We start from the raw sequence: 23,292 nt of genomic DNA, 5'->3' as shown, positions 1-23,292 counted from the left end.
CCAAGGCTCGACACTAGAAAAAGAAATGCAATATGTAATATAATTGAAAAAGTATATTTAAAAAATCAATGTTAATATTACCCTCCTATAAGTATTAACATACGTAATTGAGGTGTTTTCTTTGTTGTTTTATGATCGAATTTCTATAATGGCCCCTCCTGTTCCGTAGCTTAGGAAAGTCTTTTTATTTCTGAGATTTTCAAAGTTATAGGAGGGTATGAAATATGAAAAAAGTATCAGTACCATCACTTTTGTTAATGATCATTCTTGTCGCATTTCCGCAAATTAGTGAAACGATTTACACACCGTCTTTACCTGACATTTCAAAGGCGTTACATGTAAGGGATAATGAGGTGCAGTTAACACTAAGTGTCTATTTTGCTGGATTTGCTTTAGGTGTATTTTTTATTGGATGGTTATCAGATATAATTGGCCGTCGCCCGGCAATGTTACTTGGAATTGTTGTATATGGCGCAGGGAGTTTCTTATGCTTTATTGCAAATTCCATTGAAGTTTTATTGCTAAGTCGTTTTATTCAAGCGTTTGGAGCAAGTGCTGGATCTGTTGTTACACAAACGATTCTTCGTGAAAGTGTAGAGGGGCATAAGAGGCATGTTATGTTTGCTCAAATCTCGGCAGTCATTGCTTTTACACCAGCGATAGGACCGTTAATTGGTGGCTTTCTTGATCAAATGTTTGGATTTAAAATCGTATTTTTAAGTTTAGTTATTATGAGTTTCGGAATTTTTCTGTATACGCTTGTTTCTCTTCCGGAAACAAAGACGGACTCAGTAACGAATAAGATAAATGTGTTTTCAGTTTTGAAGAGGTTAATTACAAATCCGAAAGTAGTAACATACGGGTTATTAATTGGAGGAGCGAATGGTGTTTTGTTTAGCTATTATGCAGAAGCTCCGTTTATCTTTATTGAATACTTTCAGTTATCGCCTAGTATGTATGGATTTTTAGGGATTGTTGTTGCTTCTGCTTCTATTATTGGGGCGAAAGTTTCGAAACGATTGCTTGCTATTTATAAACCAGAGAAGATTATATATATCGGTTGTCTTGTAATGACAGGGGGAGCCATCCTTTTATCTGTTATTACGTTTGTTGGATCAAATCCGAATGTAATATATATGATTGGATTTTTAGTAGCGATGTTTATTTTGCTATTAGGAATTGGAGTAGCGTTACCTAACTGTTTAAGTTTAGCGTTAGTAGATTTTCAAGATGTTATTGGTACAGCCGGAGCATTGTTTAGCTTAGGCTACTATGTAATTGTAACGATAACAATTTGGGGAATGAGCCAGCTGCATACGGGATCGTTACTCGTGATGCCACTTTATTTTCTGGCTATTGTAGTTATCATGATGGTGTTTACTAAGGTGTTTATTTTAGGTAAACAAACTTCAAAAATGATTTAAATATGAAATGGTAAAAGGGTCTCATTAAAAATGAGACCCTTTTATATTTTATCCGGCTGTTTTGAGGTAGTAAGGTTCCTGCCTCAAAATTGGGCTGGACTAAAGAAATTAGTAGTTTATTAATATATTAAATTTCTGGTTGGTATATGAATCGGACGTGTGGGAAATTACGTTATCAACTATAAAGATTGAAGTGCATGAGATGTGAAACCAAGGAAGAAATACTCTCCTCGGTTATTTATATTGTAATAATATTTATACCGGAATCATATTGAATAGATGTATTTTATTGTTAATTCAGTTAAAAATTAAACATAATCATGTATATTAATTTATTGAAAAAATAATTGAATTTTTCAGATTAATGAATTAATATAAGGTAAGTAATTTTAAGATTTATAGAATATTGGAAGGTGAAAGGTTTTGAGAATTTTGTAAGAGGCAAAAAACGATTTTGGGATAGCTTTAAAGCTAGTGTAAAATGACGTTTGCTTCATCATTTTCAAGGCCGAAAGGAATTAGGGAAGGCATCTTGTTTTAAAATGCAGCTATGAATCATCTAAGAGGGGGAAGTGAAGTGGCAAACAAAGAATTGAAAAGAGGCTTAGAAGCACGTCATATTCAAATGATTGCTTTAGGCGGAACGATTGGTGTTGGGTTGTTTATGGGGTCAGCCAGCACGATTAAATGGACAGGTCCGTCAGTAATGCTTGCGTATGCAATTGCAGGTATTTTTATTTTCTTCATTATGCGTGCGATGGGCGAAATGTTGTATATGGAGCCGAGTACAGGTTCATTTGCGACGTTCGGTCATAAGTATATTCATCCGCTAGCTGGTTATATGACAGCGTGGAGTAACTGGTTCCAGTGGGTTATCGTTGGGATGTCAGAAATTATTGCGGTAGGAGCATATATGCAATATTGGTTCCCAGACTTACCAGCTTGGATACCAGGTGTAATCGCAATGGTTATTCTTGGCGCAGCTAACTTAATTTCTGTTAAGTCATTTGGTGAATTTGAATTTTGGTTTGCGATGATTAAAATCGTTACGATTCTATTAATGATTATTGCAGGATTTGGCCTTATTTTCTTCGGAATTGGTAACGGTGGAGAAGCGATTGGCATATCAAATCTTTGGTCAAATGGCGGTTTCTTTACAGGTGGTTTTTCAGGCTTCTTCTTTGCATTATCACTTGTAGTGGGTGCATACCAAGGTGTGGAATTAATCGGTATTACTGCTGGTGAGGCGAAGGATCCGAAGAAGACACTTACAAAAGCGATCCAAAGTACAATTTGGCGTATTTTAATATTCTATATTGGTGCTATTTTCGTTATTGTAACTGTGTATCCGTGGGATCAATTGAGTACAATTGGTAGTCCATTCGTAGCAACTTTTGCGAAAGTTGGTATTACGGCAGCAGCGGGACTTATTAACTTCGTTGTTATTACAGCAGCGATGTCTGGTTGTAATAGTGGGATTTATAGTGCGGGACGTATGCTTTACACGTTAGGTGTAAATGGACAAGCACCGAAATATTTCACGAAACTTTCTGGAAATGGTGTACCTTTATTCGGTACAGTTGGCGTAATTATCGGTTTAGCGGTCGGTGTTGTTTTAAGTTATATCGCACCGAAAAACTTATTCGTATATGTATATAGTGCGAGCGTACTTCCTGGTATGGTGCCATGGTTCGTCATTTTAATTAGTCAAATTAACTTTAGAAAAGAAAAAGGGGCAGAGATGAAAGATCATCCGTTCAAAATGCCATTTGCTCCTGTCACAAACTATTTAACAATTGCCTTTTTAATTATGGTATTAATTGGAATGTGGTTTAACGATGATACGCGTATTTCACTAGTTGTAGGTATTATTTTCTTAGCTATCGTTACAATTAGCTTCTATGCTTTCGGTATAGGAAAACGACGTCCGTTAGATGTTCCAAATGATCAGGAGATTTCAAGTAAATAAAGATAGTAAAAAGTCCGATTTCTTATTTGGAAATCGGACTTTTTACTATTAAAACTTTTCTAAAACGATTTTCCCAATTGTATTGCCGCTTTCAAGCAGGGCATGCGCTTTCTTTACATTTTCAGCGTTAATTGGTGTGAATGTTTCATTTAATGTAGTCTTTAAAATACCTTCATCTAATAGTTCGCTTACTTTATTTAATAGCTCGTGCTGCGTGATCATATCGCCAGTTTCATACATCGCCTTTGTAAACATAAACTCCCAGACGAATGTAGCACTTTTACTTTTTAAAATACTCATCTCAAGAGGGTGTTCATTTTCTACGATAGAGCAAATTTTTCCTTGTGGTTTAATAAGCTCGCATATTGCTTGCCAATGTTGATCTGTATTGTTTAAGCAGAAAATATAATCTACATCTTTTAGACCAAACTCTAATATTTGATCTTGTAAAGGCTGGTGATGGTTAATGATATAATCGGCACCAAATTTTTCAACCCAGTGTATCGTTTCATTGCGGGATGCAGTTGTGATGACATTCAGTCCAGCCCATTTTGCAAGTTGAATTGCAATCGAGCCAACACCACCAGCACCGCCGATAATTAAAATGTTTTTAAATGTATTCTCATCTCTTTTATTATAATCAATACCTAAACGTTCAAATAAACCTTCCCATGCTGTAATAGCTGTTAAAGGAAGTGCTGCAGACTCCGCATCACTTAACGTTTTTGGTTTTTTACCAACAATTCTTTCATCAACTAAATGATATTCACTATATGTACCTTGTCTCGTAATGCTTCCAGCGTAAAACACTTCGTCGCCTTCTTTAAATAACGTACAGCTTTCGCCAGTTTGCACGACAACACCACTAGCATCCCAACCAAGTATTTTCGCTACATCTTCTTTTTTATCTTTCGGAGAGCGAACTTTTGTATCAACTGGGTTAACGGAAATGGCGTTAATTTTAACGAGTATATCTCTTCCTGTAGCAACAGGTCTTTCAACTTCAATATCAATTAAACTGTTTTCTTCTTCAATAGGTAAGTATTCATGTAAACCAATTGCTTTCATTTCTATTCCCTCCATTAAAGTAAGAGTCATTTACTCTTTTATTATAGATGGTGAAATGCCATTATGTAAAAAAAGTACACGCTTTTTTATTTATGCTGGTATGAAAGTGTGGAAGGAGTTTGTTTCTAAAAAACAGAATTTTTTACTGTGTTACTTTATCCCACTTTAATGGGCAGTAAGACTCCCACCTCAAAATTCAGCGAAAGCAAAGAATTTAGGTGGGGGATCAACTGCCCCTAAAAGTCCGATTGGTGAGGGCTAATAATCAGTGGGGGATGAAGAAAACCCCCACTGATTAAAGTTTCACTTTATCTCAAATTAAATGTAAAGGTGGATACATAATGACAGTAAAGAAGCTTTATTTCATCCCAGCAGGTCGTTGTATGTTAGATCAATCTTCTGTTAATAGTACGCTCACACCGGGGAATTTATTGAACTTACCTGTATGGTGTTATCTTTTGGAGACAGAAGAGGGGCCTATTTTAGTAGATACAGGTATGCCAGAAAGTGCAGTTCATAATGAAAATTTATTTGAAGGGACATTTGCAGAGGGGCAGATTTTGCCGAAAATGACTGAAGAAGATAGAATCGTAACTATTTTAAAACGTGTAGGATATAAGCCGGAAGACCTTCTATATATTATTAGTTCTCACTTGCATTTTGATCATGCAGGAGGAAATGGTGCTTTTTCGAATACGCCAATCATTATACAGCGTGCTGAATATGAGGCGGCACAATATAGGGAGGAATATTTGAAAGAGTGTATACTGCCGAATTTAAACTATAAAATTATTGAAGGTGATTATGAAGTGGTACCTGGTGTTCAGTTATTGTATACACCAGGACATTCCCCAGGGCATCAGTCATTACTAATTGAGACGGAAAAATCTGGTCTTGTATTATTAACGATTGATGCATCTTATACGAAAGAGAATTTTGAAGGGGAAGTGCCGTTTGCGGGGTTTGATTCGGAATTAGCCTTATCTTCAATTAAACGTTTAAAAGAAGTTGTGATGAAAGAGAAACCGATTGTTTTCTTTGGACATGATATAGAACAGGAAAAGGGATGTAAAGTGTTCCCAGAATATATATAGTGCAAAAAGTCATGAGCTTATTTGCTCATGACTTTTTCGTTTAAATAATTTTTTTGAATAAGTTATAAACTTTTTTAGAACTATCTTCATTTAATTGATAGTACGTAAGGTTTACATCATCAGGAGTATCTTGCTGAGCAATCATCAATTCGTTACTGTGATGGTCAACTACCCATATGAAATATTTTTTATAAGTTCCATCTTCAAAAGTAATCCACATATCACAGTCTATTAAATCTGATCCTTCTTCATCTAATGTTAATTTTCCTTTTTTGGCTGTATCCATACTGTTAATGAAAGTTTTTAATTCATCTGTTTTTGTGAGAAAGATATCCTTTTTGGTTTTAATTGACTCGACATGTATATCTTTTATTTCCTGTTTTCCTAAAAAGACAGGGGGCTCATTTGGATCTCTTTGAGTGGAAATGATAGTAGCTTTCTTCTTTGGTTTATTCGCTGTATAGAAATCTTGAATAGATTTTCCAGAGTTAAAAAACCATACGATTCCAAAAATAATCAATGCGCTACCGAGCAATAAAATGATTTTCTTAATAGAATATTCTCCTCTCTATTACTTCGTATGAAGAGCTTTTCTATTAATATATGATAGGGAGGCGCAAAGTATTATAGTTGAACTTGGTTATGCTTCACAGTTTTTACAGGGCGATCTACGAGTAAATTGTAAGTGAGACCAATTAGTACGAAAATGCCACCGATAACTTTGCCCATTGAGAGTTCATGCGACAAAATGAAATCAATGATAGTCCCCGCAAATAATTGTCCGATAAAGATGAGTAATGTTAAATAAAATGCTGATATTTTAGGAGTGATATAGTTCGATAGCGAAATGACGATAACGCCTACTAATCCGCCTAAGTACACGGCGATAGGAATAGATTGTAACGTCTGCATTGGAATATACAATGAATCTGAACTGAAAATTAAAAATAACATAGAGAAAAATAATCCAGTAATATAATTAAAAAACGTGCCTTCCCAATTTCCAATTTTCGCTGCTAAATTCGCGTTTATAATTCTAGCAACAACGATAGAAACACCAGCTAAAATAGCGATCGTAATATATAACATTTTCTAGCCCCCTATTAATAAATTGTCATGATTATAATTCCGGAAGAGATGAAACATAATCCAATTAGTTTTTTCTTTTCAAACTTTGCAACTTTCATTTCTAATAAGCCGAAATGATCAATAACGATGGAAGCAATAGATTGACCGAGTAAACTTAATGCGATCGTAATAGAAGCACCAAGGGCGGAGAAACTTATATTATTAAAAAGAACAGTGAATACTCCAATCGCTCCAGCACTATATAGAAAAAGTGGAATGCTTTTATCAAAATGAATTTTATTTTTGTCTATGATTAAAATGAAGATAACTGCAATTAAACCGACAAGGTGAATGACAACGCTCGCTGTGTACTTGCCAATTAACTCAGATAAAATCCCATTCAATGGCAGCATAACGGCGATGAGCACACCAATAAAGACAGAAAGAAAGTTATACAATGTAATATCCCCTTTAATTTTCATATTTGTAATGACTGTATCATGCTGAAATTGTGTATTACTATGACATATGTCATAGTAGAAGAAGAAAATTTTGATTACAATGGGGATGAGTTGTAAAGGCGGGGGAACTATGAAGAAAGTATGTAATTCTATTAAAATAGCAGAGTATATGAAACAAAATAATATTGACTCCTTTTTTAGTAATAATATGAAACCGTATATGGAACTGATATTTTTTAAAAAGAATGAGTTTATTTGTAGAGAAAATGAAGAGATAGATTATTTATATTTTTTCGTTGAAGGAAAAGCGAAAGCGTTTAATACATTAAGTAACGGGAAATCTGTATTATTATGCTTTTATGATAGTTTGCAGTTGTTAGGAGATGTGGAGTTAATTCATTCTCAAAAGACTGCTTCAAACGTACAAGTAATGGCAGATTCATATTGTGTTGGTTTGCCTTTAGGAAAAGTGAGAAATCAACTATTTCATGATGCGAAATTTTTACGATGTATTTGCGGATCGTTAGCACATAAATTAAACCGACTTTCAAAAAATAGTACTATTAATTTACTATATCCACTTGAAAATAGACTTGCGAGTTACATGTTAGCAGCGGGAGAACGAGCGGTGCAGCACGGGAATCGAATTGTATTTAGTGGAAATTTAACGGAAACAGCTGAATTGTTAGGAACGAGTTATCGGCATCTATTACGTACATTAAATATTTTTTGTGATAAAGAGATTATAAAGAAAAACAATGGTTGCTTTGAAGTTGTAAACTTGGATGTTTTGAGGGAATTGGCCGCAGATGTTTATAAATAGGAGAGGATTATACATGATTACACCTATATTTAGAATTTTTGATGTTGAAAAAGCGAAGCAATTTTATTTGGATTTTTTAGGATTTAAAATGGATTGGGAACATAAGTATGAGAAACATATGCCATTATATATGCAAATTTCGTTACATGATGCTGTAATACATTTATCAGAACATCATGGAGATGCTTCGCCAGGTGGTGCGATTCGCATCAAAATAGATAATGTAGATGATTATCATTCTATATTATTGAATAAAGAATATGCTTATTCAAAACCAAATATAGAAAAAACACCTTGGGATATAATTGAATTAACTGTGAATGATCCGTTTTCAAATAGAATCGTATTTTATGAGGAGAGATAGTAGAGCCGGAAGGGATTACTATATAAATTTTTTATAGATAGTGCAGTGTAATTACGTATTAAATAAATGTAATGAAGAGTAGTTCATAAAGTAGCGAACTACTCTTTTTCTTTTTGTTGAACAAATTGAATTATTAAAAAATAAATTGTATCATAAAACATATGAATGAATGAGCATATATTCATATGTTTTATGAAGGAGGAAAAAGATGTTAGATGTAATTATTATTGGAGCGGGTCAAGCTGGATTAACAATGGGATATTACTTGAAGCAAGAAGGATATAATTTTTTATTACTTGAGGCAGGAAACCGAATTGGAGATTCATGGAGAAACAGATATGATTCTTTACAGCTCTTTACACCGAGAGAATATAGTAGTTTACCCGGGATGATATTAAAAGGGGAAAGGAATGAATTTCCACATAAAGATGAAATTGCAACGTATTTAGAAGAATATGCAAGACATTTTCAATTACCAATCCAATTGCAAACGGAAGTTTTAAAAATAAGGAAAGAGAAAGAAATATTTGAATTGCACACTCCTACAGAAATTTTACAATCGAAAAAAGTTATTATCGCATCGGGTGGGTTTCATCAACCATTTATCCCTTCAGTTTCAGAAAATCTTTCATCGCATGTTTTTCAAATACATTCATCACAATATAAATCACCATCACAAATTCCTAAGGGGAAAGTACTCGTAGTAGGTGGCGGGAATTCAGGAATGCAAATTGCAGTAGAACTTGCAAAAACTCATGAAGTTACAATGTCTATCAGCCACCCTTTAACATTTTTACCGTTATGTCTTTTTAGAAAAAGCATTTTTAATTGGTTAGAAACATTAGGTTTATTGTACGCCGAAGTAAATACTAAGAGGGGAAAGTGGTTTCAGAAGAGAAAGGATCCTATTTTTGGTTTTGAAGGCAAAGAACTTATTCGTAATGGAGCAATTAAACTAGAGGAAAAAGTGGTTCATGCATCAGAAAATGGCATTATGTTTCAAAATGGTGGCACGTATAGTGCAGAAAGCATTATATGGTCAACTGGTTTTATTCAAAACTATAAATGGATTGAAATAGAGCAGGCAGTGAATGAGAAAGGATTTCCTAATCATATAAGAGGAATAAGTCCAGTAAAAGGATTATATTATATTGGTTTACCGTGGCAATCTCAAAGGGGCTCTGCACTTATTTGTGGTGTGGGAAAGGATGCAGCATATTTACTTTCTGAAATCAAAAAAATAGATCAGTAGCAGCGACTACTGATCATCCATATGTACATGAATTAGGAGAGGTCAAACATTTATTAACTTTATTATAATTGATTTTCATAAGAATAAAAACTGAAAATTCTAATTTTATGTTGAGAAAGTTTTTTGTATCGAAATATATAAAAGAATAGGGGGTTTTAGTAAAAATATGATATTTATCCCGCATTAACGGGCAGTAAGACCCCTACCTCAAAATCCAGCGAAAGCGATTCAAGAAGTATCATGGTCACAATTCAAAGCGATGTTGTTGTATAAGGCATGCTGGTATGGGAAAAAAGTGATTGTGGTGTCAAAAACATTCGCTAGTTCCCAAACCTGTTCGCATTGCGACTACAAAAATAAAGATGTGAAAAGCCTGAACCTGCGTGAATGGAAGTGTCCTTCTTGTGGTATGTATCATGATAGAGATGTGAATGCAGCGGAAAATCTGAGAAAAGAGGCCATAAGGCTCCTAACCGTAGGGATTACGGGGATTGTCTACTCATAAAACTGCGGGATACCTTAGTGTTCGTAGGAATCCCCCACTTCAAACAGCTCGTTAGAGTGTTAAGTGGGGGTAGTTCAAATTTTAATAAATTGTGATATATTTTATAAGAATAGATTACCTGAAATGTTATTTTATTACATGCGGATCGCGTTTTTGATTAAGGAAGGGGGGATGGTTGTGAAGTTTGATGATCAACGCCTACTAGGAGTACGATTAGGTTCTGTACTTGTAACCGAGGAGAATCAATATTTAGTAATTAAGAAAAAAGATCATTATGCACTATTAAATATACATAATTTAGAATGCACACATGTTGAAGTGCAGCTAGAACATATTGAAGAAATGTTGCAGGAAGATTTCCAAGAAAGTATAACGGAGATTATCGCACCAGAACATATAAAAATTGTTGCGAAAAATGTAATATAAGTAAAGAAGCTGAAAGGAACAGCTTCTTTCTTTTCATTATAAAGATAAAGTTTTTAAAATGTCACCAATAATTCCTTCCATTTGATGAACACCTAAGTCAGTGTTCGTCATTATAACAGCACCATTACCTCGGTATGGATAGCATACTAGCATACATTGAAATCCAACGCCCCATCCAAGTGAATATATTTGTAAGTCTTCATTAGAATTATCTAGAAAAACCCCTAATCCAGTCCATTTTGAGCAACCTTGAGGTGAAATCATATCTTGTACTGTTTTTTGAGAAAGTTTTAGTTTGCCCTTTCCTTGTAAGGAATGAATGATTTCGATAACTAAAGCTGATAAGTCTGTTGGTGTTGTCCAAATACCTGAAGCTGCTGCGAATGGGTAAAATGGATATTTTTCATCTGTGACAATTCCATCCTTATTATGCCCACAAGCAAAGGCCTCCAGTTTATTTATATCTTCAGGAGGGAATAGCATACTATTTTTCAGTTGCAGTGGCTGAATGATATATTCTTCAAGTAAAAGATTGAATGGTTTTCCAGTTATATCTTCAAGTAGTAGTTCAATAATACAAAAGTTTGCATCAGAGTAGTGAAATTCGCTTTTTAGTTTATAAGTTATTTCTATTGGTACGGAGCAATAGGATGTTTTACCGGCAAGGAGTTCAGACATGTTTGGTCGCCCTTGTGCAAATGTATAATGTCCAAAACTATTAGGAGGATCAATAATTCCAGATTGGTGACTTAATAAATTTCGCAGGGTGACTTTTTTCTGTGAGGTAAATAGATTGGTAGGTATGTTCCAAGATGTGAGTCTATCATTTATGTCTTCATCTAAATGTATGATTTCTTGATCTGATAACGTTAGTACGAGCATTGTAGTGATGAATTTACTAATTGAACAAGAGTTGAATATAGAATTCGTAGTGACAGTTCTAGTTGTTCCAGATTCAAGCGTTCCAAAGGCAATCGTTTCGTCTAGTTTGCCATCACGTATAATAGCAAGGCTTAAACCTGCAACGGAATATTGATTCATTTTCTCGTATATATTGTTACTTTTTAAGTTCATAGTGACTCCTTTCTTAAAAAGACAGAATGTTAGTTCTATTATACAGTAGTAAATAGAGAGAAAAAGAAAAAACTTCATCGTTTATCGATGAAGTTTTTTTAGTTAATTCGAAGTGAATGTTTTAAAAAATTTATCTCGGTACATGTACATAAGCCATGAAGTTGTTAGTAAGGAAATAATCATTTGTTTATTTTTAATTGGCGCATTGAAAACAAGCCAGCCAACGATATCAAATAATAAATGTAGTGCAATTGAAAGAACTACAAATTGTAGTAACGTATTTAAAAATCTTTTCATAAAGTGTCCCCCTAAAATAAAAGGTTTTATCAATATTGTTGTATATTACTATTATACATTAAATGTTTTTTATGGTAAAATTTACATAAGATAATGGGATAAAACAAATGAAAGCTAATAAGGAGGGATAGTCATGGAATTTTGGATGATCATACCGATAGCGGTCTTTGGGTTTATTTATATCATTGAAAAATTAAATAGAATCGAAAAGAAAACGGATGCGCGTTTAAAGAGGATGGAAGATAGATTACAGCTAATTTCAAAAGAAATGGGAATTGTAGATAGAGAACCTGAAATTAATAAAGAGTTGCGTCAGCTTATGGAAGAAGGAAAAACAGTTACAGCAGTTAAGAGAGTAAGAGAGGCTTTTGGTTTTTCCTTATTAGAAGCGAAGCAATATGTTGATAAATTATAAAAAAGATCATCCATTTGGGTGATCTTTTTTCAATGCACCATGCGTGTATTTACATAAGCAGCGATTATAACGTGGCCAATTATAATGATAGGAAATAAGATTTTGACATTAGGAGTAGTGAAGACACTACCAATTGTGGCGATAATACCAGCAGTTAAATTATAAAGACCAACTATTTTTGATAACCTAACTTTATCTGGCACACGGCGTTCATTGAATCCTGATAAGAGCCAAGTGTATTGTTTAACTCCGATGAAATAGGCTAGTGCAAATGAAATAATTGCTAGTATGAATAATGAGGGGGAAGCAAAGAGAGTCATTGAAAACACCTCCGTTAAAGGGTTATAAATAAATTATAGTATGAATGTTATAATTTAACAAAATTAAAGTGTACAAAATTTGTGCGCTTTTTATTAATGGTATGAAAAATATGCAAAAAAAAGATGGAACAAACTGTTAAGGTGAATTGTCTAATATAGGTAATAATTATTTCGTTTGAAAGAAAGGGTGGAGAAAATGAAAAAGAATACATTATTAAAATTAGGGGTATGTGTTAGTTTATTAGGAACAACGCAATTTGTTAGTACAATTTCTTCTGTGAAAGCGGAACATAAGCTAGAGCATAAAGTAATAAAAAATGAGACAGGAACTATTTCGATTTCTCAGTTAAACAAAAATGTATGGATTCATACGGAATTAGGTTATTTTAACGGAGAGGCAGTTCCTTCGAACGGTCTAGTTCTTACTACTTCTAAAGGGTTAGTACTTGTCGATTCTTCTTGGGATGATAAACTAACGAAGGAATTAATAGAGATGGTAGAAAAGAAATTTAAGAAGCGCGTAACGGATGTCATTATTACACATGCGCACGCTGATCGAATTGGCGGAATAAAAACGTTGAAAGAAAGAGGCATTAAAGCGCATAGTACGGCATTAACTGCAGAACTAGCAAAGAAAAATGGATATGAAGAACCAATTGGAGATTTACAAACCGTTACAAATTTGAAGTTTGGAAATATGAAAGTAGAAACGTTTTATCCAGGGAAAGGACATACAGAGGATAATATCATCGTATGGTTACCGCAATACAACATTTTAGCTGGTGGTTGTTTAGTGAAATCTGCGTCCGCGAAAGATTTAGGAAACGTTGCTGATGCATATGTAAATGAATGGTCTACATCGATTGAGAATGTGCTGACGCGATATAGAAATATAAATGCAGTAGTGCCTGGTCATGGGGAAGTAGGGGATAGAGGAATACTTTTACATACATTGGATTTGTTGAAATAAGAAACTGTTGGAATATAAAAGCGAGGAGAAACAATTTTCTCCTCGCTTTTATATAACTATATTTAAATGCGAAGTCTGCATACGTTACTGAGATTTTAATTCCAAGTATACAAATACCAGTACCGTCATAATTGCGATAACAACGTAAGTAGCATCAAGCATTATAAGTGTTTTTAAAGTTTCAGTCATCCTCATTCACCCCTGGTATGAAAATATAACATAATCTCTTATCAATCAGATAATAGATTATAAAGATAACAATGTACATGAAATTTATTAAGTAGATTCTATATAAATATATCATATAAATAATGTAAACATTGTAAAGATAGTGTAAATATATTGTAAATAAAGTGATTTTTCATAAAATATTTAATCGAAAAATTGATAGTTCTTCAAAATGAAAAAAAGCTATTCTTTCTGTCGAATGATAGAAAGAATAGCTTTTTTTGTATGACTAGTAGTTCCTAAATTAATTATATACATACTTCTATATGATTTTTTGGTGTCAATAAAAATATTATGTCGACAATATGAACTGTCACAAATTTATACTAAGTATTGTGATTGATATCACATCCTTTTTTCCTAATGGGTATTATGCTTGATTTGTAAGGAAAGATTGGGAGAGGGTGGGATGATCATGTTTTGTTATCAATGTGAACAAACGCCAACAGGCGGATGTAAAGTAATAGGTGTTTGCGGTAAAAATGAAACAATAGCAAGTTTACAAGATACGATTGTATTTGGATTAAAAGGAATTGCTGCTTATCGTACGCATGCTGCTCAGCTAGGGTATACGGATAGTTTTGTAGATGCTACAACGCAAGAAGCATTGTATACGACATTAACAAATTCTAACTTTAATGAACAAGAACATATTGATATGGCTATGAAAGTTGGGAAATCGGCTTTACGAGTAATGGAGTTGTTAGATGAGGCACATACGAATCACTTTGGTGTTCCAGAACCTGTTCAAATTACACAAAACCATGTGGAAGGTAAAGCGATTGTAGTTACTGGTCATAATTTATTTGCGTTAGAAGAGTTATTAAAGCAAACAGAAGGAAAAGAAATTAATATTTATACACATTCTGAAATGTTACCAGCACACGGGTATCCGCAGCTGAAAAAATATAAGCATTTAAAAGGAAACATCGGTAAGGCATGGTATGATCAACGACGTCTTTTTGAAAAATTTACAGGTGCCATATTAGCGACAACGAACTGTGTTATGCCAATTAAAGGATCATACTCTGATCGATTCTTTTCATATGATATTGCAGGTTTAGAAGGTGTACAAAAAATTGAAAATGATGATTTTGCACCGTTGATTCAAAAAGCGCTAGAACTTCCAGAAGTACATATGGAATCGGATGAACAGTTAGTAACAGGGTTTCATCATAATACAGTATTATCATTAGCTCCAGAAATTATTGATGCAGTAAAAGAGGGGAAAATAAAGCGTTTCTTTGTTATCGCCGGTTGTGATGCACCGGGAAAAGGCGGAGAATATTATCGTGAATTAGCAACGTCACTTCCGCCAGAAACAGTTATTTTAACGACTTCTTGCGGGAAATTCCGTTTTAATGATGTGGATTACGGTGTTGTACCTGGTACAGAGATTCCACGTTACATCGATTTAGGGCAATGTAATAATTCAATTTCTACAGTGAAAATAGCAGCCGCTTTAGCAGATGCTTTTCAATGCGAAGTGAACGAACTGCCAGTTAGTATTGTCCTATCATGGTTTGAACAAAAAGCGGTTGCCATTTTACTTGGACTATTTAGTCTTGGCATTCAAGATATTCGCATCGGTCCAAAGGCACCTGAATTTATTTCACCTGGCGTGCTTGATGTATTACAAGAAACATTCGGTTTGAAACTGATTACAAATGCAGCGGAAGATATGGAAATGATGTTATCGTAACAAAAGCATAATCTGTCTGATTAAGAAGAAGAGCTAGCCAATAATGCCTCAAAACAAAAATGTAGAATTTTTGTTTTGAGGTCTTTTCTTTTCTTAGCGGGGTAGGTAATAGTTGATTTTAGAAAAATATAAAAATCGAGTTGACATTTACAACTACTCAGTCATACAATGTAGTTGTAATAGGTAATACTGAGTAGTGTTGTTTCTCAAAATATTTTCAGTAAACGATAGGTAATAGCGGATTTTAGAAAAATTTTGAAAATCAGTTGACATTCACAACTACTTAGTCATACAATGTAGTTGTAATAAGTAATACTGAATAGTGTAGTTTTACTCAAAAGCTATTCAGTAAAAATTCGCCTTAGTACTCTGTGATACTGAATATAAGTCAGACAGAATAGGGGGTAAAGGAGGATCAGGACATGGAAAATTTAACTGAAATGTTGAAAGGTTCACTAGAAGGGTGTGTATTGGAAATCATTAGCCGCCGTGAAACGTACGGCTATGAGATTACCCGCCACCTGAATGATCTTGGGTTTACCGAAGTCGTGGAAGGGACGGTTTATACTATCCTCGTACGATTAGAAAAGAAAAAGCTTGTGAATATTGAAAAGAAACCATCAGATATGGGACCGCCTCGTAAGTTTTATTCATTAAATGAGGAGGGCCGTCAGGAGCTTGAATTGTTTTGGAAAAAATGGGATTTTGTATCTTCAAAAATTAACGTCTTGAAGTCAAACTAGCCTCATAATATAAAATGTTCCGGCTCATATTTGGAGAGTTTCTTGTTCTGCTTTATAAAAAGGAGGAAAATAAAATGTTGGAAATATTTAAAAAATTAATCGGTGATAAAAAAGAGTACAAAATAATGATGGCACGTGTTGCGGCACTACCCGAGGACTATCAGTTTGTGTTTAAGAAAATTCAAAACTACATGTGGAATTTTTCGGCTGGAAACGGGATGGATATGCTGCACATACAGTATGAATTAATCGATTTATTTGAAGCTGGTGCAGCAGAAGGCAGACAAGTGCTTGATATTACTGGGGAGGACGTAGCATCCTTTGCTGACGAATTAGTGGCAAACGCTAAAACGTATGTTTCCAAGTATCGTGAAGATTTGAATGAAAGCATCATGAAGAAATTGAGAAAAAAATAAATGTAATACGTAATACCGACTGATTAGCTGGTTACAAATGTGAATTGCCGCCATCGCTATTCAGTTATAATTTTAATCAACTACTAAGTATTACAGATTATCAGTGATACTAAATAGAGGGTGAAGGTAACCTATTTTAATAAGGGGGAAAAAGTATGAGTAATGCAGCGATTTCTATAAAAGGGTTAAAAAAATCTTTTAAAGATAAAGAAGTCTTAAAGGGAGTAGATTTTGAAGTGCAGCGTGGTGAAATTTTCGCGCTGCTAGGATCAAATGGAGCGGGAAAGACGACAACGGTCAATATCCTTTCAACACTAATGAAACAAGATAATGGTGAAGTAAGTATTTGCGGATTTGATATCCAGCGTCAACCAGATCATGTTCGTCAAAGTATCAGTTTGACAGGGCAGTTCGCTGCTTTAGATGGCATGCTTACTGGGAGGGAGAACTTGATAATGATCGCCAAGTTACGTGGTGTTTCCAGTTCCGCCCAAGTCGCTGACAATCTACTTGCAAGGTTTAGCCTGACAGATGCGGCCAACCAGAGGGCAGATCAGTATTCAGGCGGGATGAAGCGCCGACTTGATATCGCGATGAGTTTGATCGGGGCGCCAGCAGTTATTTTTCTAGACGAACCAACGACAGGACTTGATCCGGAAGCGCGGATCGAAGTGTGGGATACAATTAAGGAACTTGCTGGAAGCGGCACAACGATCTTGCTCACGACCCAATACTTGGAGGAAGCAGAACAACTGGCTGATCGTATCGCTATTTTGCACGGTGGAAAAATTATTACGACAGGTACTCTTGCTGAACTAAAAGAGATGTTCCCGCCAGCAAAAGTGGAGTATATCGAGAAGCAGCCGACATTGGAAGAAATTTTCTTAGCGATTATTGGTAAAAAGGGGGAGAAGTAAATGAAAAGCAAAACAGGGGTATTACTAGGGCGCTTAATGCGTAATATTATGCGTAGTCCAGATACAATTATTACAGTAGCGATTACACCAATTATGATGATGCTATTGTTTGTCTACGTGTTTGGTGGGGCGATAAAGACAGGAACGGATAACTACGTTAATTATTTATTGCCAGGAATTTTGCTAATGGCTATTGCATCCGGTGTAGCTTACACTTCTGTACGATTATTTTCGGATGTAAAGAGTGGGTTGATGGCACGTTTCATTACGATGCCTATTAAACGCTCATCGATATTGTGGGCTCACGTTTTAACCTCTCTTGTTGCAAATGCTCTTACTATCGTAGTGGTTATTCTTGTTGCACTCTTAATGGGCTTCCGTTCCAGTGCGAATATGCTAGAATGGCTTGCAGTAGTTGGGATACTAGGAACGTTTACGCTAGCGCTCACATGGCTAGCTATCATTCCAGGTCTGAAAGCGAAGTCTATGGAAGGAGCGACAGCGTACTCATACCCACTCGTTTTTCTTCCATTTATTAGTTCAGCCTTCGTACCTACTGAAACGATGCCAAAAATTGTTCGTGCGTTTGCAGAGAATCAGCCTGTAACTTCAATCGTGAATGCAATTCGTGCCCTATTATATGAAGGAACTGTTGGCAACGATATTTGGATTGCAATCGCTTGGTGCGTAGGCATCATGATTATTTCGTACTTTTTTGCTAGTAAAGCATTTAAACGTCAGTTAGGGTAAGAACCGAGGTAACTGACCTTCCTGGAATAATATATATGTTTAGAACAGCACGGAAGATTTTCCGTGCTTTTATTATTTGTTACGCACTCATGGTAGAAAATATGGACAACTGGTAACGAAGTAAACTCAATATTTTTGGTTTAACGGATTATCGCTCAAGAGCAATATAAGGATAATCGTTCTTGTAAAACTTCTAATACTTCTTCAGGCATTTCCTTGATTGTAAGATCTTTCCCTAAGAAAAGTAGCCAATTTGTTATCTCTGTCACTTCATCGGAATTGTGAATATCGATAAATGTTTTTAAAATAGCTGTAGATTGGTAAGGATTTGTATAAGACATAGAAACTTTGAAAGGATGGTATTTTTTGTACTGGGCAATCGCTTTTGGACCAAGTTCAAGTGCAAGGTTAATTGCTTCGTCCTTCTTACGGAGTTTTTCTAAAATCTTTTTCTTATTTAATCTCTTTTTCATCGTGTACGGTTCGATATTGAAAAGGTCATCGACAGGAAACATCAGCTTCTTTTCTTCTTTTAAGTCAAATCCTTCAATAATCCAATGACTTTTTTCTTGATAAAGGTGTAATAGGTAAATTGGATAAGACTTGATTTTTTCTTCTTTGACAGTAATCAATAAATGTCTATCCAATAGAAGGATTTGAATGAGTTTTTCTAACATCGGATGGGGGAGGTCAGAAAGCTCAAGTAGATCGGGATTATGGGGGTTAGTCCCTTCAAAAAGTAAGAGTTGATTTAAAAGAACAAGGTCATCTTGTTGAGTTTCAGAAATGAGTCCTAGTAGTTTTTCGGCTAAAGATTGGCGACTCTTTAAATAGGGAAGTTGTTGATTTCTTGTAGCCATAAAGGCAATAAAAAGGGCTTTCACTTCATTATCAGTAAAGCGAACAACGGGCAGGATAGAGTTATGCATAACAAAATATCCACCAGTTCTTCCAACTTCAGCGACAAGTGGCATGCCCATAGCTTCAATTTCTCTTATGTCTCTAATAGCTGTCGATCGCGATATGTTAAATTCTCGTATGATTTCAGAAATTGTAAAGTGGGAGCGATTGTTGATATACCGCATAATTGTATTAATCCGTTCAACTTTTTTCATTAGAGTCTCCTAAACAGTATCATTTTTTGACATGATTTAAAGTTATTATAAACGTATCAGATGAAAAGATAAATCATTTGAATCATTTTAAAAGAAGGAAGGTTTTGAATATGAAAAATTATACGATTGAAGAAAAAGATAGCTTTATTGTGTTAGGTATTGGAACTGAAATTAAGAGTGACTATACAGACTTTGCTGGGATAAATAAAGAAAAGGAAGACTTTTGGTCGGCTGTTAAAGAAGATGGAAGGCTGGATACTTTAAAAGCTTTAGCTACAAACGAATACATTTTTTCTGTGAGTGAAGCGGTGAATAACAAGATGATGTATTATGCTGGTGTTATGACAGAGGCACAAATAGAAGAAGCATCTAGAGTAATCCAGTTTCCGAAGGGAGAATACTTAGTGGTGAAAGGGGAAGATAAAACGGCTGAAGAGCTAAGTAATAAGCTGACTGGTATTGCCTTCGGTCAAGCTTTACCAGATGCAAAAGATTTTGCCTATGTTGGTGGCCCAAATACAACGGTTGAGATGGGGCAGAGAGACGGTTTAGTATTTGGTGAAATGTGGATTCCAGTTGTTAGGAAGTAAAGTGATAAAAGGTACGAATATGGAAAGTGGAGGCTAACAATATTGAATTGTTGGCCTTTTTGATATGAATATAATATTCATATACGATTACACATTATGTTCTGATAAAATGGAATAAAAGGTAATTATTGTAAGGTGGTGGTGAGGTGAATAAAAAAAGGCTTTTTGAGCTATTCATAGTAATGTTTGTGTTTCTATTCCTTCATGCAAGCACATTTACTAATGAAAAATTTAACGATAAATTGGGATCCTTTACTTTCATTGTGCTCCTTCTTATGCTTTCTATTTACAGCGTATTTATAGAAAAGTATTTTGATGATATACAAAAGTGGATTCGAAATATCACATTTTGTTTTGCTTTGTTAGTAGTAGTTTTAGTAGCTCTATGGATAGGATATTTTTAGAACCTTACTTCAGGGACAGTTCATTTAGTGCCCAATATTTTGTCTATCTATAGGAAAAGGGAACTAGGTAATTCTTTAAACGGAGACACCAAAGTGGATATTTTTTAAATGAAAAGGCTTTCTTTTGTGCAATATAGGATAAAAAGGAGAGGTATGTGAAAAAGAGATTGGTAGTATGCATAATATACAGCGTCCAAAAAGCTACATTTGCTAAAAACGAATCCCCCTCTCATAAGCAGTAAATACTTTTTATGAGAGGGGTTTATTCGATTTAAGTCTATAAAATTGAATGAAGGCAATGCAAGTTCTCACTTATCTAGAATAAGAGAAAAGATGATGTTTTATTTGTTCAATAAAATACTGATGGTGTATATTATCGTTCGATACTCGACTTGCCATAATAGCGCCCTCCATTGAAGATGCAAGAAAAGAAGCGAGCGATCTAATGTCTATATCTTCTTTAAGTTCATGTTTTTCTATTCCTTCTTTTATGAGAGAAGCCATTAATATTACTGTATCATCATAACCTTTTGCTGCTGCTGTTTGTAATTCTGGGAATACTCCAGTACTTTCAATTGCGCTATTAAGCAATGGACAACCTCCAGCAATAGGGGGATTATTAGCTGCATCTTGATATACAAGGAAAATGGCAAGAATTTTATCGATTGCTGTCTTTTTATTTTCCATTGCTTTATGAAAATGATCCCACATAATCTCACCACTTTTGTTGTAGGCAGCAAGGACAATTTCTTCTTTATTTTTGAATCTACGATAAATAGACCCTTTAGGTAGTTCAGTAGCTGTCATTATATCCTGGATGGATGTGCGAGTTATCCCATTAGTATTGAATAAATATAAAGATGTTTCAATAATTTTTTCCTTTACCGTATCAACTTTAGTCATGCTTTGTAGTCCTCCTAATAAAAATGAGCTTAATATTCCAGGTAATGTTTATCCTTTGTTTTTTTGTAAGTATAGATAAGTGTGAAGCAAAAATATATTATCAATCCCTATCTTATGGAAACCTCAAACAATACAGTTTGGACAGAGGTTAATCAAATTATATTATTTATATTTTTTAAATGAATTTTCTGTCAAAAATAACATGATCAATTGTTTAATTTAGTCATGTTAGACAACTAATTTTACCTAAAATCGTAGAAGATGTAAAAATATATAGTTAATTTTAGTGCATAGATATATGAGTATTATATATAATCTTTATCAATATGTTTAGCTAAAGTGTTAGAACTACTCCCACTTTCACTTCTTATATAATAATATCTTTCACAGTTCTTGTGGGTAAAAGCCTAATCACTTCATTCTATAAAAGAAATAATTAATGAGTACTAGAATTGGATTGTAAATAAGAAACCGAGTTATAAATATATTGGCTTTTTTCTATTTTGTTAATCATTTGTAAAAAGGGTTTAAAAAACTAGAAACTTATAGTATCATTAGATTCCGAACCGGACCGTTCGGTCTGTTGTATGAATATATTTAGAAGGAGAACTTTATGCAGAAAGAAAAATCAAAGATTGTAGGTAATTTATTAGGAGGATAACAAAATGAACTTTATAAAAATGAATAAAAAAGAACTTAATATGCTAGTAATCTTTACACTGTTTGTGCCATTTCAAATTAGCTTGTACATATTATTTGGCATATCACTCTTAGCTAATGTCAATTTAGTTGAATCAGAATTTCTTCTTAGTGCCATCGGTTTTACTGTACCTGCTATTGTAGGAATAATTTTCTTTAGGAAAGAAATCATTCAAAGTTTTACTTATTTTAAAGAGAAAACAATTTTGAAAATAGTAAGTATTCCTATGGTAGTTTTACTTATGGTGATTATTGAGAATTCTATTATGCACTTTCTAGCAACTGGTCAGCCAGAGAACCAAGAACAGCTCCTTGAAAGGGGGACGGAGGTACCTCTTATCTTTACATTGCTTGTATTTGGTATTCTGGGTCCAATACTTGAAGAAATTATGTTTCGTTATATTTTAATAAATCGCTTTTCGCATTATATTGGTACTGCTATTGCATCTATCATTTCGATTCTAATCTTTACATTTCTTCATACGAACCAGCTTTCGGATTATGCTATCTATTTACCAGGCGCGGTGATACTTACTATTGCGTATCTGATTTCTAAAAGATCCCTTGCATATGTCATGGCGATACATATGTTAAACAATTGCCTTGGTTTCATACTGTAAGAAACTAGCCTTGCATCTGTTACAGAGTTAAAAAACTAAAAACAGGTATTGATAAATCATTAGACAGCCAACTAAGGATTTATGTAATTCCTTGTACGTCGAAAAACCACAGTTTGGGTGTAAACTGTGGTTTTTTTTATAGGGACCCAACACATCGTTATCAATCCAAACTCATACAACTTCAATTTTTGTATAGATATTATATAAAAAACCATTGATTAGCCTTTTTCAAAGCAATGGTTTTTATATTTGAAATAAATATTTTTATAAAAAATATTTTTGACCCCCATAAAACTTTGTATTCCTCCGAATATGTATAGTGAAGAAAATTAATAGAAGAAAAATGATTATGAAAGAATATTGAAGTGTTAATAAAATTACTAGATTAAGTGGGCACCCCAAATAAAAAGATAAAATTACCAATGATATAAAGAAGAGTTATTTAAGGATTGCAGATAAAATAGAAAAAGAGTAAGCAAAACAAGCGGAAGAAAATAAGAACATACATTAAAATATAGGCTTAACTATAGTGCCGAGAGAAAAGAGAAATCATTAGGAAAACGGTGAATAAAGTTAGTCTCGAAAAATATAAGTAACAGCAAGAAGACAAACCAAAAGAAAAGTACTAACAAAATGTGGTTGAATGGTCACTTGTTTAGTGACCATTTTGCTATG

Annotated in this window: 26 protein-coding genes and 1 pseudogene; 18 read left to right on the top strand and 9 right to left on the bottom strand. The window is 34.2% G+C overall.

All coding sequences use genetic code 11. The annotated features are described in order from the left end of the window. The first annotated feature begins 224 nt into the window (after positions 1–224). Positions 225–1,424 (top strand): multidrug effflux MFS transporter, encoded by a 1,200-nt coding sequence (locus AC3WVA_RS23695; protein WP_098881543.1) that lies wholly within the window; start codon positions 225–227, stop codon positions 1,422–1,424. Between the two features lie 577 nt (positions 1,425–2,001). Beyond that, the gene (locus AC3WVA_RS23690; RefSeq protein WP_071758673.1) at positions 2,002–3,393 is read left to right on the top strand and encodes an amino acid permease; all 1,392 of its coding nucleotides are present in this window, start codon (positions 2,002–2,004) and stop codon (positions 3,391–3,393) included. Positions 3,394–3,441: 48 nt separating this feature from the next. Here AC3WVA_RS23690 and AC3WVA_RS23685 read toward each other — a convergent pair whose 3' ends face one another. Next, a complete protein-coding gene (locus AC3WVA_RS23685) occupies positions 3,442–4,461 on the bottom strand; it encodes a zinc-binding alcohol dehydrogenase family protein (RefSeq protein ID WP_098347485.1) in 1,020 nt (339 codons plus the stop codon). A 341-nt stretch (positions 4,462–4,802) separates the two neighbouring features. On the opposite strand from AC3WVA_RS23685, the gene aiiA reads away from it, so the two are divergent. After that, positions 4,803–5,555, top strand: coding sequence for a quorum-quenching N-acyl homoserine lactonase AiiA (aiiA, locus tag AC3WVA_RS23680; protein WP_098347486.1), 753 nt, complete (start codon positions 4,803–4,805; stop codon positions 5,553–5,555). A gap of 40 nt (positions 5,556–5,595) precedes the next feature. Here aiiA and AC3WVA_RS23675 read toward each other — a convergent pair whose 3' ends face one another. The 3 genes from AC3WVA_RS23675 to AC3WVA_RS23665 all read right to left on the bottom strand — a co-directional run bounded on the left by AC3WVA_RS23675 (position 5,596) and on the right by AC3WVA_RS23665 (position 7,105). Further along, on the bottom strand, positions 5,596–6,090 hold the full coding sequence (locus AC3WVA_RS23675; protein WP_142321093.1) for a hypothetical protein: 495 nt from the start codon (positions 6,088–6,090) through the stop codon (positions 5,596–5,598). Positions 6,091–6,179: 89 nt separating this feature from the next. Then, positions 6,180–6,644 carry a DMT family transporter gene (locus tag AC3WVA_RS23670; protein WP_000965803.1) on the bottom strand — a complete coding sequence of 155 codons (465 nt, stop codon included), beginning with the start codon at positions 6,642–6,644 and terminating at the stop codon, positions 6,180–6,182. Positions 6,645–6,658: 14 nt separating this feature from the next. Beyond that, the gene (locus AC3WVA_RS23665) at positions 6,659–7,105 is read right to left on the bottom strand and encodes a DMT family transporter (RefSeq protein ID WP_142342066.1); all 447 of its coding nucleotides are present in this window, start codon (positions 7,103–7,105) and stop codon (positions 6,659–6,661) included. A gap of 109 nt (positions 7,106–7,214) precedes the next feature. Here AC3WVA_RS23665 and AC3WVA_RS23660 point away from each other — a divergent pair, with 109 nt between their 5' ends. The 5 genes and pseudogenes from AC3WVA_RS23660 to AC3WVA_RS23640 all read left to right on the top strand — a co-directional run bounded on the left by AC3WVA_RS23660 (position 7,215) and on the right by AC3WVA_RS23640 (position 10,454). Next, complete coding sequence (locus tag AC3WVA_RS23660) at positions 7,215–7,907, top strand: cyclic nucleotide-binding domain-containing protein (RefSeq protein ID WP_048525550.1); 693 nt, start codon at positions 7,215–7,217, stop codon at positions 7,905–7,907. A 13-nt stretch (positions 7,908–7,920) separates the two neighbouring features. After that, entirely contained in the window at positions 7,921–8,271 is a 351-nt protein-coding gene (locus tag AC3WVA_RS23655) for a glyoxalase superfamily protein (RefSeq protein WP_098347487.1), read from the top strand. Positions 8,272–8,479: 208 nt separating this feature from the next. Beyond that, positions 8,480–9,523: a flavin-containing monooxygenase gene (locus AC3WVA_RS23650; protein ID WP_098881541.1), complete on the top strand. Its 1,044-nt coding sequence runs from the start codon at positions 8,480–8,482 to the stop codon at positions 9,521–9,523. 217 nt (positions 9,524–9,740) lie between these two features. Next, positions 9,741–10,028 (top strand): annotated as a pseudogene (locus AC3WVA_RS23645) (zinc ribbon domain-containing protein); the annotation flags it as partial. 177 nt (positions 10,029–10,205) lie between these two features. Continuing rightward, positions 10,206–10,454 (top strand): hypothetical protein, encoded by a 249-nt coding sequence (locus AC3WVA_RS23640; protein WP_000666946.1) that lies wholly within the window; start codon positions 10,206–10,208, stop codon positions 10,452–10,454. Positions 10,455–10,490: 36 nt separating this feature from the next. On the opposite strand, the gene AC3WVA_RS23635 is transcribed toward AC3WVA_RS23640, so the two are convergent. Beyond that, positions 10,491–11,528, bottom strand: coding sequence for a serine hydrolase domain-containing protein (locus AC3WVA_RS23635; protein ID WP_098881539.1), 1,038 nt, complete (start codon positions 11,526–11,528; stop codon positions 10,491–10,493). A 102-nt stretch (positions 11,529–11,630) separates the two neighbouring features. Then, complete coding sequence (locus AC3WVA_RS23630; protein WP_098347491.1) at positions 11,631–11,825, bottom strand: hypothetical protein; 195 nt, start codon at positions 11,823–11,825, stop codon at positions 11,631–11,633. 133 nt (positions 11,826–11,958) lie between these two features. Here AC3WVA_RS23630 and AC3WVA_RS23625 point away from each other — a divergent pair, with 133 nt between their 5' ends. Next, the gene (locus AC3WVA_RS23625; protein ID WP_098347492.1) at positions 11,959–12,240 is read left to right on the top strand and encodes a hypothetical protein; all 282 of its coding nucleotides are present in this window, start codon (positions 11,959–11,961) and stop codon (positions 12,238–12,240) included. A 29-nt stretch (positions 12,241–12,269) separates the two neighbouring features. Here the strand turns inward: AC3WVA_RS23625 and AC3WVA_RS23620 are convergent, their stop codons facing one another. Further along, positions 12,270–12,560 (bottom strand): DUF3784 domain-containing protein, encoded by a 291-nt coding sequence (locus tag AC3WVA_RS23620; RefSeq protein ID WP_048525556.1) that lies wholly within the window; start codon positions 12,558–12,560, stop codon positions 12,270–12,272. 196 nt (positions 12,561–12,756) lie between these two features. Between AC3WVA_RS23620 and bla2 the strand changes: the two genes are divergently transcribed. From bla2 to AC3WVA_RS23590, 6 genes are all read left to right on the top strand, one after another. After that, positions 12,757–13,530 (top strand): BcII family subclass B1 metallo-beta-lactamase, encoded by a 774-nt coding sequence (gene bla2 / locus AC3WVA_RS23615; RefSeq protein WP_098347495.1) that lies wholly within the window; start codon positions 12,757–12,759, stop codon positions 13,528–13,530. 643 nt (positions 13,531–14,173) lie between these two features. Continuing rightward, positions 14,174–15,460: a hydroxylamine reductase gene (gene hcp / locus AC3WVA_RS23610; RefSeq protein WP_492322202.1), complete on the top strand. Its 1,287-nt coding sequence runs from the start codon at positions 14,174–14,176 to the stop codon at positions 15,458–15,460. A 422-nt stretch (positions 15,461–15,882) separates the two neighbouring features. Beyond that, the gene (locus AC3WVA_RS23605; RefSeq protein ID WP_048543787.1) at positions 15,883–16,203 is read left to right on the top strand and encodes a PadR family transcriptional regulator; all 321 of its coding nucleotides are present in this window, start codon (positions 15,883–15,885) and stop codon (positions 16,201–16,203) included. A gap of 74 nt (positions 16,204–16,277) precedes the next feature. Further along, a complete protein-coding gene (locus tag AC3WVA_RS23600; RefSeq protein ID WP_098347497.1) occupies positions 16,278–16,619 on the top strand; it encodes a DUF1048 domain-containing protein in 342 nt (113 codons plus the stop codon). 155 nt (positions 16,620–16,774) lie between these two features. Further along, the gene (locus tag AC3WVA_RS23595) at positions 16,775–17,536 is read left to right on the top strand and encodes an ABC transporter ATP-binding protein (protein WP_098347498.1); all 762 of its coding nucleotides are present in this window, start codon (positions 16,775–16,777) and stop codon (positions 17,534–17,536) included. Beyond that, a complete protein-coding gene (locus AC3WVA_RS23590) occupies positions 17,537–18,286 on the top strand; it encodes an ABC transporter permease (protein WP_048525562.1) in 750 nt (249 codons plus the stop codon). A gap of 155 nt (positions 18,287–18,441) precedes the next feature. On the opposite strand, the gene AC3WVA_RS23585 is transcribed toward AC3WVA_RS23590, so the two are convergent. Next, positions 18,442–19,401 (bottom strand): helix-turn-helix transcriptional regulator, encoded by a 960-nt coding sequence (locus AC3WVA_RS23585; protein WP_098881538.1) that lies wholly within the window; start codon positions 19,399–19,401, stop codon positions 18,442–18,444. Positions 19,402–19,511: 110 nt separating this feature from the next. On the opposite strand from AC3WVA_RS23585, the gene AC3WVA_RS23580 reads away from it, so the two are divergent. Both AC3WVA_RS23580 and AC3WVA_RS23575 read left to right on the top strand, forming a co-directional pair. Beyond that, the gene (locus AC3WVA_RS23580) at positions 19,512–19,991 is read left to right on the top strand and encodes a GyrI-like domain-containing protein (RefSeq protein ID WP_097889805.1); all 480 of its coding nucleotides are present in this window, start codon (positions 19,512–19,514) and stop codon (positions 19,989–19,991) included. A 146-nt stretch (positions 19,992–20,137) separates the two neighbouring features. Continuing rightward, a complete protein-coding gene (locus AC3WVA_RS23575) occupies positions 20,138–20,395 on the top strand; it encodes a DUF3963 domain-containing protein (protein ID WP_098347501.1) in 258 nt (85 codons plus the stop codon). A gap of 312 nt (positions 20,396–20,707) precedes the next feature. Here the strand turns inward: AC3WVA_RS23575 and AC3WVA_RS23570 are convergent, their stop codons facing one another. Further along, positions 20,708–21,298, bottom strand: a complete 591-nt coding sequence (locus AC3WVA_RS23570; RefSeq protein ID WP_060487801.1) for a TetR/AcrR family transcriptional regulator — start codon at positions 21,296–21,298, stop codon at positions 20,708–20,710. Positions 21,299–21,963: 665 nt separating this feature from the next. Here AC3WVA_RS23570 and AC3WVA_RS23565 point away from each other — a divergent pair. Continuing rightward, positions 21,964–22,617 carry a CPBP family intramembrane glutamic endopeptidase gene (locus AC3WVA_RS23565; protein ID WP_098347502.1) on the top strand — a complete coding sequence of 218 codons (654 nt, stop codon included), beginning with the start codon at positions 21,964–21,966 and terminating at the stop codon, positions 22,615–22,617. Positions 22,618–23,292 lie beyond the last annotated feature (675 nt).

It is taken from the genome of Bacillus sp. EB106-04-02-XG92 (assembly GCF_058791995.1).
The sequence above is the reverse complement of the archived record's forward strand: the minus strand, read 5'-3'. Positions and strand labels throughout refer to the sequence as shown.